This is a genomic window from Brachybacterium sp. 107 (assembly GCF_052379725.1).
GTDB lineage: Bacteria > Actinomycetota > Actinomycetes > Actinomycetales > Dermabacteraceae > Brachybacterium.
Map to the genome: position 1 here is coordinate 215,567 of NZ_JBQSYW010000001.1, position 18,380 is coordinate 233,946.

16 protein-coding genes are annotated in these 18,380 nt (G+C 70.5%); 6 read left to right on the forward strand and 10 right to left on the reverse strand.

Going from position 1 to position 18,380, the window contains the following annotated elements:
- Window positions 1-181: 181 nt before the first annotated feature.
- The 3 genes from ACT3UL_RS00965 to sucC form a co-directional block, all read right to left on the reverse strand.
- On the reverse strand, window positions 182-901 hold the full coding sequence (locus ACT3UL_RS00965; protein ID WP_441447878.1) for a metal-dependent transcriptional regulator: 720 nt from the start codon (window positions 899-901) through the stop codon (window positions 182-184).
- A 179-nt stretch (window positions 902-1,080) separates the two neighbouring features.
- The gene (gene sucD, locus ACT3UL_RS00970; protein WP_441447877.1) at window positions 1,081-1,971 is read right to left on the reverse strand and encodes a succinate--CoA ligase subunit alpha; all 891 of its coding nucleotides are present in this window, start codon (window positions 1,969-1,971) and stop codon (window positions 1,081-1,083) included.
- 12 nt (window positions 1,972-1,983) lie between these two features.
- On the reverse strand, window positions 1,984-3,153 hold the full coding sequence (gene sucC, locus ACT3UL_RS00975; protein WP_343925380.1) for an ADP-forming succinate--CoA ligase subunit beta: 1,170 nt from the start codon (window positions 3,151-3,153) through the stop codon (window positions 1,984-1,986).
- Window positions 3,154-3,351: 198 nt separating this feature from the next.
- Here sucC and ACT3UL_RS00980 point away from each other — a divergent pair, with 198 nt between their 5' ends.
- From ACT3UL_RS00980 to ACT3UL_RS00995, 4 genes are all read left to right on the forward strand, one after another.
- On the forward strand, window positions 3,352-3,627 hold the full coding sequence (locus ACT3UL_RS00980) for a hypothetical protein (RefSeq protein WP_444576195.1): 276 nt from the start codon (window positions 3,352-3,354) through the stop codon (window positions 3,625-3,627).
- A 14-nt stretch (window positions 3,628-3,641) separates the two neighbouring features.
- Window positions 3,642-4,355 (forward strand): hypothetical protein, encoded by a 714-nt coding sequence (locus ACT3UL_RS00985; RefSeq protein ID WP_444576197.1) that lies wholly within the window; start codon window positions 3,642-3,644, stop codon window positions 4,353-4,355.
- A 206-nt stretch (window positions 4,356-4,561) separates the two neighbouring features.
- Window positions 4,562-7,369: a multicopper oxidase domain-containing protein gene (locus tag ACT3UL_RS00990; RefSeq protein ID WP_319021584.1), complete on the forward strand. Its 2,808-nt coding sequence runs from the start codon at window positions 4,562-4,564 to the stop codon at window positions 7,367-7,369.
- A gap of 57 nt (window positions 7,370-7,426) precedes the next feature.
- A complete protein-coding gene (locus ACT3UL_RS00995; RefSeq protein ID WP_444576198.1) occupies window positions 7,427-8,515 on the forward strand; it encodes a GNAT family N-acetyltransferase in 1,089 nt (362 codons plus the stop codon).
- A gap of 7 nt (window positions 8,516-8,522) precedes the next feature.
- Here ACT3UL_RS00995 and ACT3UL_RS01000 read toward each other — a convergent pair whose 3' ends face one another.
- Complete coding sequence (locus tag ACT3UL_RS01000) at window positions 8,523-11,432, reverse strand: UvrD-helicase domain-containing protein (protein WP_444576200.1); 2,910 nt, start codon at window positions 11,430-11,432, stop codon at window positions 8,523-8,525.
- A 121-nt stretch (window positions 11,433-11,553) separates the two neighbouring features.
- Window positions 11,554-11,889, reverse strand: a complete 336-nt coding sequence (locus ACT3UL_RS01005) for a hypothetical protein (RefSeq protein WP_444576202.1) — start codon at window positions 11,887-11,889, stop codon at window positions 11,554-11,556.
- Between the two features lie 61 nt (window positions 11,890-11,950).
- On the opposite strand from ACT3UL_RS01005, the gene ACT3UL_RS01010 reads away from it, so the two are divergent.
- Window positions 11,951-13,075: a lysylphosphatidylglycerol synthase domain-containing protein gene (locus tag ACT3UL_RS01010; protein WP_444576204.1), complete on the forward strand. Its 1,125-nt coding sequence runs from the start codon at window positions 11,951-11,953 to the stop codon at window positions 13,073-13,075.
- An 83-nt stretch (window positions 13,076-13,158) separates the two neighbouring features.
- Here ACT3UL_RS01010 and ACT3UL_RS01015 read toward each other — a convergent pair whose 3' ends face one another.
- From ACT3UL_RS01015 to ACT3UL_RS01025, 3 genes are all read right to left on the reverse strand, one after another.
- On the reverse strand, window positions 13,159-13,635 hold the full coding sequence (locus ACT3UL_RS01015) for a hypothetical protein (RefSeq protein WP_444576206.1): 477 nt from the start codon (window positions 13,633-13,635) through the stop codon (window positions 13,159-13,161).
- A gap of 79 nt (window positions 13,636-13,714) precedes the next feature.
- On the reverse strand, window positions 13,715-14,677 hold the full coding sequence (locus ACT3UL_RS01020) for an alpha/beta hydrolase (protein ID WP_441447874.1): 963 nt from the start codon (window positions 14,675-14,677) through the stop codon (window positions 13,715-13,717).
- Window positions 14,674-14,892, reverse strand: coding sequence for a BldC family transcriptional regulator (locus ACT3UL_RS01025; protein ID WP_444576208.1), 219 nt, complete (start codon window positions 14,890-14,892; stop codon window positions 14,674-14,676). The genes ACT3UL_RS01020 and ACT3UL_RS01025 overlap by 4 nt, the downstream gene beginning before the upstream one ends.
- A 349-nt stretch (window positions 14,893-15,241) precedes the next feature.
- Between ACT3UL_RS01025 and ACT3UL_RS01030 the strand changes: the two genes are divergently transcribed.
- Window positions 15,242-15,436 (forward strand): DUF3073 domain-containing protein, encoded by a 195-nt coding sequence (locus tag ACT3UL_RS01030; protein ID WP_444576209.1) that lies wholly within the window; start codon window positions 15,242-15,244, stop codon window positions 15,434-15,436.
- 268 nt (window positions 15,437-15,704) lie between these two features.
- Here ACT3UL_RS01030 and purM read toward each other — a convergent pair whose 3' ends face one another.
- Together purM and purF are read right to left on the reverse strand one after the other, a co-directional pair.
- Window positions 15,705-16,871, reverse strand: a complete 1,167-nt coding sequence (gene purM / locus ACT3UL_RS01035) for a phosphoribosylformylglycinamidine cyclo-ligase (protein ID WP_444576211.1) — start codon at window positions 16,869-16,871, stop codon at window positions 15,705-15,707.
- Entirely contained in the window at window positions 16,868-18,358 is a 1,491-nt protein-coding gene (gene purF, locus ACT3UL_RS01040) for an amidophosphoribosyltransferase (RefSeq protein ID WP_444576212.1), read from the reverse strand. The genes purM and purF overlap by 4 nt, the downstream gene beginning before the upstream one ends.
- Window positions 18,359-18,380 lie beyond the last annotated feature (22 nt).

Below are 18,380 nucleotides of genomic sequence, written 5' to 3' on the forward strand. Positions count from 1 at the left end.
TCCCAGCCCCTGGGCAGATGCCCCCGCGCTCAGCAGCGTCCCACTCCGAACCTGGTGCGCGGTGGGGCTCTCCAGGAGGAATGCCGCGGCTCGGACGCCTCGGCACGACTACGAGCGTAGGGGGAGCATGGCGGCCCGGTCAGCTCGACAGAAAGGTCTGGGGAAGAGCTTGACGCGCCCTTTACCCGGCGTCGAGCGGGGTCACATGGAGCTGACCGGCCACGATCTCGGAGACCGCCACCTCGCCTCCCGACGGGCCCCGCAGCACCACGGTCCCCGCGAGTCGCTCGGCATGCATCCGAGCTCCTGGAATCATGCCATGACGTGCAAGTTCTCCGAGCAGCTCGACGTCGCTCTGCACCCGTTCACCGATCCGTCGCAGCACGACCTCGACCGTCTCCCCGTCGGCCACCGACTCGATCAGCTCGCGGGGAGGATTGGTCGGCTCTTTACTGTCCGGGGTGTCCTGCGTCTCCTTGATGCCGAGCGCGGCGAGACCGGGGATCGGGTTCCCGTACGGGTCGATGTAGGGAGGCTCGAGCTGCTCCGCGAGCCGGCGCTCCACCTCGATGCTCATCACGTGCTCCCACCGACAGGCCTCCTCGTGGACCAGGGCGTAGTCGAGCCCGATCACGTCGAGGAGGTGCCGCTCGGCCAGCCGGTGCTTGCGCATCACGTCGGTCGCGACCTCGGTGCCCTCGGCGGTGAGCCGGATGCGGCGCTGCCCGTCGAGGTGGAGGAGCCCGTCGCGCTCCATGCGGGCCACCGTCTGGGACACCGTGGGACCGGAGTGCCCGAGTCGCTCGGCGATCCGAGCCCGCATCGGCGCGATCCCCGCCTCATGGAGCTCGAACACCGTCTTCAGATACATCTCGGTGGTGTCGATGAGATCTCCACTCACGGGGTCCCCTCCTTCGTAGGCATACGGCAGACTCCGACCAGCTTAGTCGGCGCGGCGAGGGTTCCGGGCCCTGGTCGCCGGACAGCCCCGGAATGCACAGCGCCCCGGACCCTGTGAGGGATCCGGGGCGCTGCATCAGACGGTGCGACCTCGGTCGACGTCGTCCGGGGCTCGATCTCTCAGGCCAGGCCCTTGACGATCTCGCGCATCAGGTCGGCGGTCTCGGTCGGCGTCTTGCCGACCTTGACGCCGGCGGCCTCGAGGGCCTCCTTCTTCGCCTGGGCGGTGCCCGCGGAGCCGGAGACGATGGCGCCGGCGTGTCCCATGGTCTTGCCCTCGGGGGCGGTGAAGCCCGCGACGTAGCCGACGACCGGCTTCGTCATGTTGTCCTTGATGTACGCGGCCGCGCGCTCCTCGGCGTCGCCGCCGATCTCACCGATCATCACGACGCCCACGGTCTCGGGATCGTTCTCGAACGCCTCGAGCGCATCGATGTGGGTGGTGCCGATGATCGGGTCGCCGCCGATGCCGATGGCGGTGGTGAAGCCGATGTCGGCCAGCTCGTACATCATCTGGTAGGTCAGCGTGCCGGACTTGGAGACCAGGCCCAGCTTGCCGGTGCCGGTGATGTTCGACGGGGTGATGCCCGCGTTCGAGACACCGGGGGTGATGACGCCCGGGCAGTTCGGACCGATGATCCGGGTCTCGCCCTTGGACTGCGCGTAGTTGAAGAACTCCGCGGCGTCCTTGACCGGGATGCCCTCGGTGATGATCACCAGGAGCTCGATCGCGGCGTCGATGGCCTCGAGCGCAGCATCCTTGGCGAACTTCGGCGGCACGAAGACCACGGAGACGTTCGCACCGGTGGCCTCCATGGCCTCCTTGACGGAGCCGAAGACGGGCACCTCGGTGCCACCCTCGAAGGAGACCGACTGGCCGGCCTTGCGGGGGTTCACGCCGCCCACGATGGCGGTGCCGGAGTCGAGCATGCGCTGGGAGTGCTTCATGCCCTCCGAGCCCGTCATGCCCTGGACGATGACCTTGCTGTTCTCATCGAGAAAGATAGACATGTCGGGTCCTGCTCACTTTCCTGCGGCGGCGAGCTCGGCAACCTTCGCGGCGCCGCCGTCCATGGTGTCGGCCTGGGTGACGAGGGGGTGGGCGAAGTCGGCGAGGATCTTGCGACCCTCCTCGACGTTGTTGCCGTCGAGACGGACCACGAGCGGCTTGGTCGCGGAGTCGCCGAGCTTCTTCAGCGCGCCGACGATGCCGTTGGCGACCGCATCGCATGCGGTGATGCCGCCGAAGACGTTCACGAACACTGCGGCGACCTGCTCGTCACCGAGGATCACGTCGAGGCCGTTGGCCATCACCTCGGCCGAGGCGCCACCACCGATGTCCAGGAAGTTGGCGGGCTTCACGCCGTGCGACTCACCGGCGTAGGCGACGACGTCGAGCGTGGACATGACCAGTCCCGCACCGTTGCCGATGATGCCGACCTCGCCGTCGAGCTTCACGTAGTTGAGGTCCAGTGCCTTCGCCTTGGTCTCCAGCGGGTCCTCGGAGGCGGTGTCCACGAGGGCCGCGTGGTCCTCATGACGGAAACCGGCGTTCTCGTCGATCGTGATCTTGCCGTCCAGCGCGACGATGTCTCCGGCGCCGGTCTTGACCAGCGGGTTGACCTCGACCAGGGAGGCGTCCTCCTCGCGGTAGACGTCCCAGAGCTTCTGCAGCACGGGGGCGACCTTCGCACCGGTCTCCGCGTCGAACTTCGCCGCGTCGACGATCTCCTTCGCCTTGGCCTCGTCGATCCCGACGTTGGGGTCGACAGCCACGCGGGCGAGCGCCTCGGGGCGCTCGACGGCGAGCTGCTCGATCTCCATGCCGCCCTCGACCGAGCACATGGCCAGGTAGTTGCGGTTGGCCCGGTCCAGCAGCAGCGAGAAGTAGTACTCCTCGGCGATGTCGGCGCCGGCGGCGACCATGACGCGATGCACGGTGTGGCCCTTGATGTCCATGCCGAGGATCTCGGAGGCCTTCTGCTCCGCCTCCTCAGGGGACTTGGCGATCTTCACGCCACCGGCCTTGCCGCGGCCACCGGTCTTCACCTGGGCCTTGACGACGACGACCGGGGTGCCGAGCTTCTCGGCTCCGGCCTTGGCAGTGGCAGGGTCCTCCGCGACGACTCCTCCGAGCACGGGCACGCCGTGCTTCTCGAAGAGATCGCGGGCCTGGTACTCATACAGGTCCACGGGGTTGCATTCCTCTCGATATCGGCAGAGGGCGGCAGGCCGTTGCGGCCACGATGCCACCCCTGGGAACGCAGTCAGGGTATCCCGTCCGCCACCGTTGTCGTCACCTGGCGACCTGGGTGCGCGCTGTCTCACGTCGCCGACCGGGGCGATGCGACATCCCACGGGTTGTTCAGCTCACACGGATAGGATGTCGGGATGAACCGACGATCCCGCAGCCTGGCCACGCGAGTGCGTGAGCACATCGGTTTCAGCGTCATCGCGATCGGGGTGCTGTTCATCGTGCTGCGTCTGCTCGGGGTGCGGTCCACGTTCGCCGGCTTCATGCTGTCGGTCGGGATCACCCTGGCTCTGAACGTGGGCCTGTCGTACTACAACGACCGGCGTGCTCGCAGCTCCCGCCCGCCCGCCGCCCCGCGAGGCGGCGGGGACATCCGTTGGCGCGAGGACGATCGTCCGCGCGACGACCGCTGAGGCGAGGAGACGCCATGGCCGATTGGAAGACCTACGCGAAGGCCGCTCGGAACACCGCGAAGAAGCAGGCCCCCGGTGCGCGGGAGGCCGCGCAGCGGGCCACATCCCGCGCCGGCGGCTATGCCCGGGCCGCGAGCAGGGCTCTGGATCAGGGGCGCAGCAGCGACGACACGTCACAGCCCGCCGCACGACGGGCCGACGACCGGCACCGTGATGACCGGTCTCCTGATGATCGATCTCGCGACGACCGGCCCCGGGACGACGGTCTCGGTGACCACCGTTCCCGAGCCGATGACCGGCCACGCGACGAGGAGCGTCGCCAGCCGTCGACGGCGACGCGCTCGTCCTCCCCGTCCGCGCCTCGTCCCGCACCTCGGACCGAGACCCCCACCCGATCCTTCCGCGACGAGGCCAAGATCTACGCCGTCGTCGCCAGCCGCACCGCCGAGCGTGCCGGCGCCCGCGCCAAGAAGGCCGGCGTCGGCGGCCGTATCGCGCGCGCCGTCCGCGACGCCCTGCTCATCGGCGGTTCGCTGCTCGTCATCTGGGGCGTCCTGTACGCGGCTGGCCTGCCGATCCCCTTCAGCGCCGTCCTCATCGTCGTGGGCATCATCGTGCTGATCGCTCTGGCGAGCGGCCTCTACGCCCAGTTCGCCCGGGACCGGCAGCACTCTGCGGCAGACGATCTCGAGGACCCGGACCTGCCCGAGGAGCGGCTGCCCCGCTGACGGCCGGACACGGGGCGCTCTGCCCTGCGGACATCCCGTGTCCGCGTCATGTCGCCGGGACCTCGGCCCTGCTGCGGACCTCCACCTCGTCGTAGCCTGAACGGGTGCCTGATTCCTCTCTCCCCTCCGTGACATCGCGGCCCCAGCGGCCTGCGACGGGACGCAGCGCATGGCATCGCCGAGCGAGCCGACCGATCATGTGGTGGATGCTCGCCCTGATCGTGGTGGTGCTCGTCCATCAGTGGATCCCGCAGGCGCGGTGGCTCCTGGTGCACATGGTGACCCTGGGCCTGATCACCACCTCGATCATGGTGTGGGGACAGCACTTCACCGAGGCGCTGCTGAAGACCCGGATGGCGGCTGAGTCCCGGGCTCGGCAGGTGGCGCGGAGCTACCTGCTCACCACCGGCGTGGTGGTGACGATCGCCGGGATGCTGCCGGGCTGGCCGTGGCTCGTGCTCCTCGGTGCCGTGATGGTCTCGGCGACGCTGGTCTGGTACGCCGCCTCCCTGGGTCTGCAGGTCAAGGCGGCCATCGCCCCGCGCTTCGAGTTCACGGTGAAGGCGTACATCGGGGCCGCCTCCCTGCTGCCGGTGGGGGCGGGGATCGGGGTGGCGCTAGCGTTCGGTCCCGGCGAGCCCTGGCAGGGTCGTCTGCTGCTCGCCCATCAGGTCGTCAACGTGCTCGGCTTCGTGGGGATCACGGTGTCCGGGACGCTGCTGACCCTGTGGCCGACGGTGCTGCGCACGCGCATCGAGCTGCCCCTCGCCCGCCGAGCAGCCGCGGGTCTGCTGGGGATGTTCGGCGGCGTCCTGGGTGCGGTCGCCGGGGCGCTCGTCGGCTCGACGCTCCTGGGGGTCTCGTTCCTGGGGGTCTACCTCGTCTCGTTCCTCTGGCTCGCCGCCGCGCTGGTGCGGGTGGCCGTGCGCTCGGCGCGGCAGGAGCGGCAGGTGCCCCTCCCCCGGTTCCCGATGCTCTCGATCGCCGCCGGCGTGCTCTGGTTCGCTCTGACCCTGCTCGCCCTGCTGGCCACGTGGTGGAGATCCGGCGGCGAGCTGCTGCCGAGCTCGCTGCTCGCCGCCGACATCCAGCAGTTCACCGTGCCCTTCGTGGCGGGATTCCTGCTGCAGGTGCTGCTGGGGGCGATGAGCTATCTGCTGCCGGTGACCATGGGCGGCGGACCGCGCGTGCTGAAGGCCTCGCTCGCCATCATGAGCAGGTTCGCGGTGCCGCGCGTGGCCGCCTACAACCTGGCGGTGGCGCTGCTCGTGCTCGCCCCGGCGGGCGGTGCGGGCGCCGACGCCCTCTTCTCCGCCCTGACCCTGGGCACCGCCCGGGCCGCGGACTTCGGGTCGCTGTCCCGGGTGCTGGTCGCGCTGCTGTCCTTCGCGGTGCTGGTCTGCTTCGTGGTGCTCATGATCCTGATGGTGCGCAGCAGCCTCCGGCTGCGCCACGAGCCGCTGCCGACGCCGGGCATCGGGGCACCGACGGGCGGCGCGGTCCCCGTCGGCCCGCCCACCACGGGAAGCGCACCGACGGGAGCCTCTGCGGGGTCGGTCCCCGTCGGCCGCTCGAGCGCGACCGGTTCCGGTGGGGCCGCGGCCGCCCGACCGGTGGATCGCCGGGCCCTGACCGGTGCGTTGATCGGGCTCGGCTCGGTGCTCGGCGTCACGGCGCTCGGCGGCTCCCTGGATCGACGCGACGCAGCAGTCGATGCGGAGACCGGGACACCACGGGCACCGCAGGGGCCCGTCGCGCCGACCGGCGAGACCACGACGATCGCCGTGAGCATGGCGGAGATGCGCTTCACGCCCGACGTGCTCGAGGTCCCGGCCGGGAACTCCCTGGTGATCGAGCTGCACAACGACGATGAGCACGACGTGCATGATCTGGTGCTCGCCTCGGGAGTCGGTTCCGGCCGCCTGCTCCCGGGCGAGACGGCCACGGTTGACGCCGGGGTGATCGGCCATGACGTCGACGGCTGGTGCTCGATCGTCGGGCATCGGGCGATGGGCATGGTCCTGCAGGTCACCGTGATCGACGGCTCGTCGTCGCCGGGTGATGCCGGGGCTCCGGCCGCCGCGGTCGACGACCTCACCCGGGTTCCCCTCGATCTGCAGGCATTCTCCGGCGCCGAGCATGCGGTGCGCGATGCCCGCCTTCCGGAGAGCAGCGGCGCCGCGCAGCGGCTCACCCTCGAGATCACCGAGGTCGCGGCCGAGATCGCCCCCGGCGTCGTCATGGATGCCATGACCTTCGGCGGCACGGTGCCGGGTCCGGTGATCCGTTCGGAGCTCGGTGCCGGCCTCACGGTCGACCTGGTCAACCGGGGGTCGATGGGGCATTCGCTGGATCTGCACGCCGGTCGGGTCTCCCCGGATGGGGTGATGCGCACGATCCTGCCGGGCGAGAGCCTGGAGTACGCGATCACCACCGATCATGCCGGGGCCTGGCTCTACCACTGCGCGACGATGCCGATGAGTGTGCACATGGCCGCCGGCATGATGGGCGCGCTCATCGTGCCGCCGTCGGATCTCGCGGCCGCGGACCGCGAGTACGTGCTCGTGCAGTCCGAGCACTATCTGGTTCCTCCCGGAGCCCCGGGAGCCGAGGCGGCGATGCATGAGGGTGCCCTCCCGGTGAGCTCGGCGAAGATCGCGGCGGAGCGTCCCGATGCGACCGTGTTCAACGGGCACGCGACCCAGTACGTGCAGGAGCCGCTCGTCGCGAAGGTCGGCGAACGGGTACGACTGTGGGTGGTGGCCGGCGGCCCGTCCCGGGGGATCTCGTTCCATGTGGTCGGCGCGGTGTTCGACACCGTGTTCGCGGAGGGCGAGTACCTGCTGCGCCCGGACTCCGAGACCGCCGGCGGCTCCCAGGTGCTGGACCTCTCGGCCGCCCAGGGCGGGTTCGTGGAGATGGTCTTCGAGGAGCCCGGCACCTACACGGCCGTCAACCACTCCGTGGTGGAGATGGAGCGCGGCGCACGGGCACTGATCCGGGTCTCCGCGTAGGCCTCTCCCGTCGAGCGGCCCGGCTGCCTATCCGCCGCTCCGCTCTAGACTGCCCGTATGCCCTTCACGATCCGACAGCTGACCGTGGATGATGCCGACGCTGTGCACGCGCTGCTGCTCCGCTCCCCCGAGTACACCCGTGCGGTGCGGGGACGGGAGGTGGCGGAGGGCGATGCGCGAGAGATCCTCACGGCCCGGCCGCCCCAGGTGGATCCCCTGGCGAAGTGGGTACTGGGTCTGTGCGACGGGGAGGGCACGGTGCGCGGGCTGTGCGACGTGATCGTCCACTGGCCGGAGCCGGCGACTGCCCATATCGGACTGCTGCTCGTGGATTCCACGGCGCACGGGCGCGGGCTGGGCCGCCTGCTGCACGACAGCGCCCTCGCCCAGCTTCGCGCCGAGGGCGGGATCCGACGCCTGCGAGCCGGTGTGGTCGCCACGAACGCGGACAGGGCGGGTGGATTCTGGGAACACCTCGGCTACCGTCCGACGGGCGTCACCGCTGCGTACTCTGCGGGAACCATCGAATCCACCACCGAGATCCTGGCCCGTGACCTGGTGGCCGAGGCGTCGCAGTCACCCCACGCCCTCGCCCCGGTCGCCGTTGCCGACACCCGCGCCGACGCCGGGCCTGGCACTGGCACTGGCGCTGCCGCTGGTGCCGGCGTGCATCATCTGGAGCTGTGGACCGCGGACCTCATTGCTGCCGAGCCCGCCTGGCACTGGCTGCTGACGACTCTCGGCTGGGCGGCGGAGCACGTGGAGGGGTGGGAGACCGGTCGCATCTGGCGCCACGGCGACGGCTCGTACATCGTGCTCGAGCAGTCCCCGGATGTGGTGGGACAACGCTCCGAGCGCCGTGCCCCGGGGATGAACCACATCGCGCTCTCTGTGCAGACCCGGGCCGCGCTCGAGGCGATCCGGGACAGCGCGGCGGAGCACGGCTGGCGCGAGCTGTTCAGCGACACTTTCCCGCATGCCGGAGGTCCGGACCACGCGGCCTGGTACGCCGAGGACCCGGAGGGGATCGAGGTCGAGCTGGTCGCGCCGTCCGCGCCTCCGAGCTCGTCAGACTCCCCTGACCCCCAAGGCAGCGCGGTGGCCCCGGTGTCCCCGGAAGCCCTGGGAGGCCCGGGAGGCCTGTGAGCCCCGCCTAGAGCTTCGTGAGCGGGGCATAGCGCAGCAGCAGCCTCTTCGTGCCGTGGGGCGGTTTGAACTGCACCTCCACCTGGGTCTTCTCCCCCTGGCCGGCGATCTCCGTGACCGAGCCCATTCCGAAGGAGTCATGCGTGACGCGGTCCCCGACGGTGAGCTGCGGGAGGTCCGATACCGCGGTGGGCTTGCGGCCGGATCCGAGGCTGGGACGCTTCACATCGCTGCGGCCTCCGCCGATGCCACCGCTGAACGACGGACCGCGCTGGCTCCCGGAGCGGTAGCCGCCCCCGAAGCTGCTCCCGCCGGATCCGGCGCCGTGTCCGTATCCGCCCAGACCCGCACCACTGAGGCTGGATCCCGCGCGGGCCACGTCGAGCACCCCCTCGGGGATCTCGTCGAGGAAACGACTCCCGGGCATGAACTGGGATTGGCCCCACATGGCGCGCATCTGGGCCCGTGTCAGGTAGAGCCGTTCGCGGGCACGGGTGATGCCCACGTAGGCCAGGCGTCGCTCCTCCTGCAGCTCATCCGGGTCCCCCAGGGTGCGGTTGTGGGGGAAGGTGCCGTCCTCCATACCGGTGAGGAAGACGACCGGGAACTCCAGTCCCTTCGCCGTGTGCAGGGTCATCAGCGTGACGAACTGGTCCTCGGAACCGGGGATCTGGTCGGCGTCGGCCACCAGGGCGACCTTCTCCAGGAACCGATCCACGAGGGTCGCCTCAGGATCCTCCGGGGCGGTGAGTGCCGCGTCCGGGGCGATGTCCCAGCCGGGGGGCGTCGGATCGGTCTCAGGAGCCGTGGCATCCTCGCCCGACGTGCCTGCTGGATCCTCCGCAGACTCTGCGTCGTCCGCGTCTTTCACACCCTCAGCGTCGTCCGCGTCGCCTGCGTCTTTCGCACCCTCCAAGCCCTCAGCGTCGTCCGCATCCTCGGAGAGAGCCTCGAACTCGCTGGCCGCGGCGTCGGCCGCCTCGGTCTGCGCCTCGAACTCGGCGGCGACGCTGACCAGCTCGGCGAGGTTCTCCAGCCGGGACTCGTCCTGCGGGTCATCGCTCCCCTGCAGCTCGGCGTAATAGCCCGAGCTCTGCAGGATCGCTTCGAGGAGCTCCGCCGGCCCGTCGCCGCGCCGGGCCATCTCCTGCAGATCATCGAGCATCGCGACGAAGGTGCGCACCGCGTTCAGGGAGCGGGTGGCGATGCCCGGGGCGTCATCCGCCCGGCGCAGCGCCTCGCCGAAGCTGAGGCGGTCGCGCTCGGCGAGCATGGCGATCGCGGCCTCGGCCCGGTCGCCGATGCCCCGCTTCGGGACGTTGAGGATCCGGCGCAGGTTGATCTCGTCGGCCGGATTGGCGAGCACCCGCAGGTACGCCATCGCGTCCTTGATCTCGCGGCGCTCGTAGAAGCGCGTGCCGCCCACCACCCGATAGGGCAGCCCGATCCGGATCAGCTGATCCTCGAGCGCCCGGGACTGGGCGTTGGCGCGGTAGAAGATCGCGATGTCCCCCGCGGAGCGGCCGTCATCGACCAGGGCATCGATCTGCCGGCCGATGTACCTGGCCTCGGCCTGCTCGTCGTCGGCGACGTAGAGGGTGATCTTGTCGCCCGCCCCCTGATCGGTCCACAGGTTCTTCTTGCGCCGCCCCTCGTTCTCCTCGATCACGGAGTTCGCCGCGCTGAGGATGTTCTGGGTGGAGCGGTAGTTCTGCTCGAGCACGATCGTCGCCGCCGAGGGGAAGTCCTTCTCGAACTCGACGATGTTGCGGATCGTCGCTCCGCGGAACGCATAGATCGACTGGTCGGAGTCGCCGACCACGGTGAGATCCGCCCGCGGGTCCTCCCCGATGAGCTCCCGCACCAGCTGGTACTGCGCGGTGTTGGTGTCCTGGTACTCGTCGACCAGGAGGTGGCGGAATCGGCGCCGGTAGCCCTCCCGGATCCCGGGATTGTCGCGCAGCAGCGTCACCGTCAGGCCGATCAGGTCGTCGAAGTCGACGGCGTTGGCCTGGCGCAGGCGCTCGGTGTAGTTCGTGTAGATCCGCGAGAGCGTCTTCTCGAAGGGGTTCTTCGAGCTCTCCGCCTGGTCGGCGAAGTCGATCGGATCGGTGAGGTCGTTCTTCAGCGAGGAGATGCGCGAGGCGATCCCCCGGGGCGCGTGCTTCTTCGTGTCGAGCTCGAGGTCCTTGGCGATCGTGGTGATCAGCCGGAGAGAATCGGCGCTGTCGTAGATCGTGAACGAGCTCTTCAGCCCGGCGGCCTGGGCGTCACGACGCAGGATCCGCACGCAGGCGCTGTGGAAGGTCGAGACCCACATGCTGCGGGCCACGGGGCCCACGAGCTCCTCCACGCGCTCGCGCATCTCGGCGGCCGCCTTGTTGGTGAAGGTGATCGCGAGGATCTCGCCGGGCATCGCCTCGCCGGCGCGCAGCAGATGCGCGATGCGACGGGTGAGCACTCGGGTCTTCCCCGATCCGGCGCCCGCGACGATCAGCAGCGGGCTTCCGCGATGCTCCACCGCCTCGCGCTGGGCGGGGTTGAGCCCGTCGGTCAGCTCGCTGAGCACCGCAGGATCCACGGCGGCCCATCCCCCGGTGCGCCGTGGCGCGACAGGTGGCTCGACCCGGTCGGCGGGATGCGGTGCGTCGTCGAGATCGGTCGGTGCCTGCGGCTCCCGCTGCGCGCCGTGGCCGGGCTCCTCCGCCGGTGGGGCGTCGTCCTCCTCCGGCGGGGCGTCGTCCTCCTCCGGCGGGGCGTCGTGGTCCTCCGGCGGGGCATCACCGTCGAGCGGCGGGCGCAGCCCGTCGGGGTCCGTGCTCGTCGGCCCCGCGCCGGGGGTCGAGGGCGTGACCGACACACCGTCGAGGCGGCGGAAGGAGTCGGGCAGCGAGAGGTCGTCGAAGAGTGAACTCATGAGATCCCCAGGATAGGCACGGGACCCGACAGCGCGACTGCTGCCGGGCCCCGTGTGGACAACGGCCACGGTGGGGAGGAGGAGCGGCGAGGTGCACCGCCCGACCTCGACCAGGCGTGGATCAGACGAAGACGGCGATGATGACGTTCACGACGATCGTGGTCGGGATGCCGAACCAGACGAGGGAGGACGTCTCCGGCCCCTTCTTCTTCGCGATGTACGCGAAGACGGTGGCGACCACGGCGACCAGCAGCTTGATGCCGAGCTTCATGTGGTTCGCATCGCCGACGATGGAGACCAGGACGGCGAGGACGATGCCGATCACCAGAGCGCCGGCGACGGCGTGGGCCATCCCCGGGTTCGGGACGCGGGTGCGGGCGGCCGCGACCCAGGTGCCGAGCGCCACGGCCCAGCAGAGGAGGTGCAGGACGACGAGGAGCGAGATCAGGAAGGACATGCCCCCACGATACGTGGAAGGGCCTGAGAGGTCGCTCCGGGGGGCATGCGAGAATCACCGCATGTCAGCGGCTTCCGACGGCTCCCCGACCACCCCGGAACCGGTCCCCGGTCACTCCCCGGACCCGGGATCCGACGACTCGTCCGTCTGGATCCCCGCGGACGTCGACCTCGATGTCCGGCCCGGCATCCCGATCGGGAAGATCATCACCGGGGCCCTGTCGCTGCTGCTGGTCGTCGTCGTGCTCGCCCTGGCGCTCCCCTGGGCCAGCGGAGCGAGCTGGCCGCAGATCCTGCGCACCCTGACCGCGGCCCCCGCCTGGGCGCTCCCGGCCGTCACCCTGCTGGGGCTGGGCGCCCTCGCCCTCGAGGCGCTCACGGTGCGCACAGCAGTGGTCGGCTCCCGCTATTCCTCCGCGCTGCTCGGCCATACGGCCTCGAACGGGCTGGGGCTCGCCCTGCCGGGCGGCTCCGTGCTGGGCCTGGGGCTGCTGGGATGGATCATGCGCCGCGCAGGCCTGGCGGTCCCCGTGATCCTCACCGGCATCATCGCCGCGTCCCTCGTCGAGATGGTGATCACCTCGCTCCTCGTCCCGCTGGTCGGGCTCGGCGCCTATGCCGCCGGTTCCGCGACGGGCATGGCAGGCGTCCCTCTGCCCGGCGCGATCACGGCCGCAGTGATCGCACTGGTGGGCGCGTTGATCGCGCTGACTCTGCTGTCGATCCTGCTGCGCAGGTCGGTCCTCGCCCGCCTCATCACGCGGCTCGGCGACCTCGTGCCGGAACGCATCGCCACCATGGTCCTGGTGCAGCGCGATGCTCTGGTGACGATGCAGCGACGCCATCCGATCGCGCTGCTGGCTCCGACCTGCGCGGCGCGCGTGCTGCAGTGGGCGGCCCTGCTGCTGGCCATCCGGGCGGTGGGCGCCGAGATGCCGCTGCTGCTGACTGTGGCGGTGTTCGCGCTGGGCCGCCTGATCGCCCTGGTCCCGATCACGCCGGGGGGCGCGGGGATCTCGGAGACCGTCGGAGCGGCGGCGCTGGTGGCGCTCGGCGTCGGCGCGGCGGACGCCGCCGCAGCGATGCTCCTGATGCTGGTCACCACCTTGGTGGTGCCGCTGCTCGCCGGCGCCGTGTCCACCGTCGTGTCCTTCTTGCTCCCCGAGGCCGCTCGCCCCGGGCGCTGACGCGCACGCTCCCGTGCGCCCCGCGCCCCGGCGCGCGGCCGCGGCTGCCCGGGTCAGTCCTCCCTGGGTCAGCTTTCCCCGGGTCAGTCCTCGTCGTCGTAGGCAGGGGTCTCGAGGCCGAGGGTGTGCGACGGGTGCGCAGGCGCCGCCTCGGCGAGCCCCGGCACCAGGGGGAAGCCCCCGATGCTGGCGCCGTGCGTCGTCCCCACGAAGTCGGACACTGCCTCGACGTGCCGGTGAGCCTCGTCGCCACGACCCAGGAAGCCGGCCCCGGAGTATCCGCCCAGCCGACGGCCGCTGGTGCGCTCCCCCTCCACGGCGACCGCGTCGAGCAGCTTCGCGGCGGCGCGCAGGGCGGTCGCGAGACGTCCGAGCTCCGTGTACTCCCGCCGCGACCACTGCTCGTGGATCCCGGCGCCGATGCGTCGGACGCGAGGGTCCTCCGCCCGGGTGGTCTCGACGATCGCCGTCGCGAGTCGGAGCCGGAGCAGGGTGAGACGATCGGCCCCATGGCGCAGTTCGCCCGCCTGACCACGCAGCTGTCGTGGGTCCGAGATCATCCGGCAGCTCCTCCCCGACGGCTCCCGGTGCCGACGGCATCGTCCACCCGATGCCCAGGAGCGACCTCATCGTAGGCGCTCAGGAGCTGATCGTCTCCAGCCAGTCCTCCAGGTGGTGGAGGGAGCGTGCCCGGGCGTCGGCGTCGGAGAGGAAGACGTCGTGCCGGGCCCCGTCGATCGCTTCGATCCGCACGTCGGGCCCGAGTCGGCGCGCGGCGTGCACGAGGGAGCGGACGTCCAGCACCGAGTCGGCGCGCCGCATCTCCTCGGTGAACTTCGCGCCGATCCGGGTGTGGGCGGAATGGAGCACGAGCACCGGGATCGCCAGCGGACCGGCAGCGCGAAGCCGCTTCTGCCCGTCGAGCACCGCCGCGAACGTGTCCGCCGGGAACCGATGCCCGCGCTCCGGCTTCCAGGCGAGGTCGTAGTCGTACAGGCCGCCGTACTTGCGATGGGTGGTGCGGGCGAAGTGGGTGGATCCCGGCGGCAGGATCGGCCGGTGCTGCAGCTTGTCCGCGAGCAGTCGCACCGGGCCGTCCGCGAGGGTCCGGGCGCTCGGACCCAGATGCATCTCGAGCCAGGGGGAGTTCAGGGCGAGGGCCCGGACCGTGCCCGGCCGACGCTGCGCCCACAGCGCGGCGATGAGTCCCCCGGTGGAATGGGCCAGGAGCACCGGCGGCGTGTCGGTCCCGATGATCCGCAGCGCCTGTCCGATCTCGCGGTCATAACGGCTGAGGTGATCGATCGAGGTGGGGGTCTGACCCGGCAGCAGGCTTCTGCCGTGCTTGCGCAGGTCCAGCGCCCAGACGTCGTGCCCCAGAGCGCCGAGGCGCTCGAGCAGACCGCGGTCGAAGACGTAGTCGGACCAGCCGTGCATCACGAGGATCGGCGGGCGGGGGGCCGAGCCGGTGGCACGCTCCGGACTGTCCGCGGCAGGCCGTTCGCGGTGGATCAGGGTGGCGATGACCGGTCCTTCGGAATCCGATCCCAGGTCGAGCTGTCGGGCTGTATAGCCGTCGCCCAGGACCTGGTCCGCGCTCACTCGCCCTCGGTGCTCTCCCGCAGCAGCTCGACGACCTCGTCACGGCTGTAGCGGCGGTGCCCGCCCAGGGTGCGCATGTACGTGAGCTTGCCGGCCTGGGCCCATCGCGTGACGGTCTTGGGGTCGACGTGGAACATCTTGGCGACCTGCGCAGGCGTCAACAGCTCAGCGCTCGGGGCAGCGCCCTCGTGCGTCTGATCCGGGGATCCATTCATGTGCGTGCGGCCTTTCCCAGCGGAACGTCGAGCAAATCGCACCTCAGGGTCTCGCCGATCTCATCCGCCCTCCCGCAGGGGGCCTCTGAGCTTCGATCTGGATTCCCAGGCACTGGATCATCAGCTTAGACGGTGACTATAGGTCAATGGCAAACTCTTGCCCTGCGCATGACCACCATCCGGAGCCGCGGAACCTACCGGACGGACACCGCAGAAGGGATGTCGGGCACGTCCGGGCCTCCAGGGTTCGCCGGAAGTGAGTGCATGCATGTACTCTTGGATTCCGAATGAATGCCATCTTCCGGGTCGACAAGAACACCCGGCAGCCGACGCACAGGGGGTCAGATCCATGGGTCGCGGCCGACAGAAAGCCAAGCACACCAAGGTGGCACGGGACCTGAAGTACTACAGCCCGCCGACGGACTTGACGGCACTGCAGCGCGAGCTGCAGTCCGAGCGGAGCGGAAGCTCCACCGACGGCGAGGACCGGGCCGAGGAGAGCGACGACTGGGCCGACGACGCCCCGTCCGCGCACCGACGCTGACAGCAGTTCGGCGAACGACGACCCTGCAGCATCCGGAGCACGTCGAACCGGCAGCGGGCCGAGAGCGCCGATACCGCATCCGGTTCGCACGGCATCAGCTGGAACCGTGACCACGATCGAGGGCCGACCCCATGGGGTCGGCCCTCGATCGTTCTGTGGCATCGTCGCACTGCGAGCCCCCAGCCTCCACAGCCACCGGGCCCGGCCGCCAGGGTCAGGCACGCAGGCCCCGCGGCCATGGCCCCGGCGTTGAGCGGAGCAGAAGGGCTCAGGCCCAGCCGGGGTGCTGGGAGGCCAGCAGCACGGCGCCGCCCTCGACGCCCTTGGCGCCCGTGATGACCTGCTCGAGCGGAGAGCCCGGTTCGGGCAGGTCCTCCTCGCCGACGACCTCGCCGATGGCCCGTGCCCCGAGACCGCGCTCCGCGAGCACTGCGAGGACGGCGTCCGCCTGGTCGGCGCTGACCAGCGCCACCATGCCGATCCCCATGTTCAGCGTGCCCTCGAGATCGAGCTGCGGCACTGATCCCCAGCGGGACATCTGGGCGAACACCGATGCCGGCTCCCAGGTCGAGCGGTCCACCCGTGCTGCGAGCCCGCGCGGCACCACCCGCGCCAGGTTGGCGGCGAGGCCGCCGCCGGTGACGTGGCTGAGCGCGTGGATCGCTCCCTGGCTCCGCGTATCGCCGAGCACGGCGAGGAGGTCGGCGGTGTAGATGCGGGTGGGCTCGAGGAGCTCCTGACCCAGCGAGCGGCCGAAGTCCTCGATATGGGTGTCCAGGGCGAGGCCCTGGGCGGCGATCACGGCCCGCACGAGCGAGTACCCGTTGGAGTGGAGCCCGGAGGCATCCATCCCGATCACGACGTCACCGTGCTGCACGCGGTCGGGGCCCAGCAGCTGATCGGCCTCGACGACGCCGACGGCGGCTCCGGCCACGTCATAGTCCTCCGGGGCCATCAGTCCGGGATGCTCGGCGGTCTCTCCGCCCACGAGCGCGCAGCCGGCGAGCTGGCAGCCCTCGGCGATGCCGCGCACGATGTCCGCGACCCGTTCGGGGACGACCTGGCCGCAGGCGATGTAGTCGGTCATGGCCAGAGGCGCCGCCCCGACCACGATGATGTCGTCGACGACCATGCCCACGAGGTCGCGGCCGATGGTGTCGTGGATATCCATCTCGCGGGCGATCGCGATCTTCGTGCCGACGCCGTCCGTCGAGGAGGCCAGCAGCGGCCGCCGGTAGTCCTTCAGCGCGCTGACGTCCACGAGGCCGGCGAAAGCGCCGATCCCGCCCAGCACCTGGGGGCCGTGCGTCGCGGCGACGGCCTCCTTCATGAGCTCCACCGCGCGATCTCCGGCAGCGGTGTCGACCCCGGAGTCGGCATAGGTGATGGCAGGGCCGGTGGAGCTGGCGGGGGCAGTGGGGTCCGTGGTGTTCATGCGTCCTTCCCGACGGCGGTGGTGTGGTGCTCGCCCGAGGCGAGGATCCCCTGCGCGCGGGCGACGGGATCGGGCAGCGCCACCGGGTAGGTCCCGGAGAAGCAGGCGGTGCACAGCGCCGAGGCGGGCTGCTCGGTGGCGTCGACCATCCCCTTCTCGGAGATATAGCCCAGGGAGTCCGCTCCGAGCGAGCGGGCGATCTCCTCGGTGCCGAGCCCGTTGGCGATCAGCTCGGCTCGGGAGGCGAAGTCGATGCCGTAGAAGCAGGGCCAGCGCACCGGCGGCGAGGAGATCCGGACGTGGACCTCGGCGGCGCCGGCCTCGCGCAGCATCCGCACCACGGCGCGCTGGGTGTTGCCGCGCACGATCGAGTCGTCGACGACGACGAGCCGCTTCCCCTGGATGACCTCGCGCAGCGGATTGAGCTTCAGGCGGATGCCGAGCTGGCGGATGGTCTGGCTGGGCTGGATGAAGGTCCGGCCGACGTAGGCGTTCTTGACCATTCCCTGGCCGTAGGGGATCCCCGACTGCTGGGCGTACCCGATCGCGGCGGGGGTTCCGGACTCCGGCGTCGGGATCACGAGATCCGCCTCGACGGGATGCTCCCGGGCCAGCTGGCGGCCCATCTCGGTGCGAGCCTCGTTGACGCTGCGGCCGGCGATGTTGGTGTCCGGGCGAGCCAGATACGCGTACTCGAAGACGCATCCCTTGGGCTTGGGCTCCATGACCTGCACGCTGTGCAGACCCTGCTCGTCGATGACGATCATCTCGCCGGGTGCGACCTCGCGCACGAAGCTCGCCCCACAGATGTCGAGGGCAGCGGTCTCGGAGGCGACGACCCAGCCGCGGTCCAGGCGACCGAGGACGAGCGGGCGGATCCCCTGGGGATCGCGCGCCGCGTAGAGGGTGGTCTCGGTCATCAGGGTGAAGCAGTAGGCACCGACGAGGCGCGGCATGAGCTCGCGCAGGGCCTCCTCGAGGCTGCCCTCGGTATCCAGGAGTGCGGTGACCAGAGCGGTGTCGGTGGTGTTGCCGCGGGCGAGCTCGCCGTTGCGCGGCTTGCCCTGGCGTTCCTCGACCAGGGCCAGGAGCTCCTCGGTGTTGACGAGATTCCCGTTGTGCGCGAGGGCGACCGTCCCCTCCGGCCGCGGACCGAGGGTGGGCTGGGCGTTGGACCAGACCGAGCCTCCGGTCGTGGAGTATCGGGTGTGCCCGATCGCGATATGCCCTTGGAGCGCCTCGAGCGAGGCTTCGTCGAACACCTGCGAGACCAGGCCCATGTCCTTGTAGACCAGGATCTGGGAGCCGTCGCTGGTCGCGATACCCGCCGATTCCTGTCCCCGGTGCTGCAGGGCGTAGAGACCGTAGTAGGTCAGTTTGGAGACATCCTCGCCGGGGGCGAATACGCCGAAGACCCCACAGGAATCCTGTGGGCCCTTCTCCCCGGGGAGCAGGTCATGGGAAAGTTTTCCATCGCCGCGTGCCACGTGGACATGATGCCACAGCGCG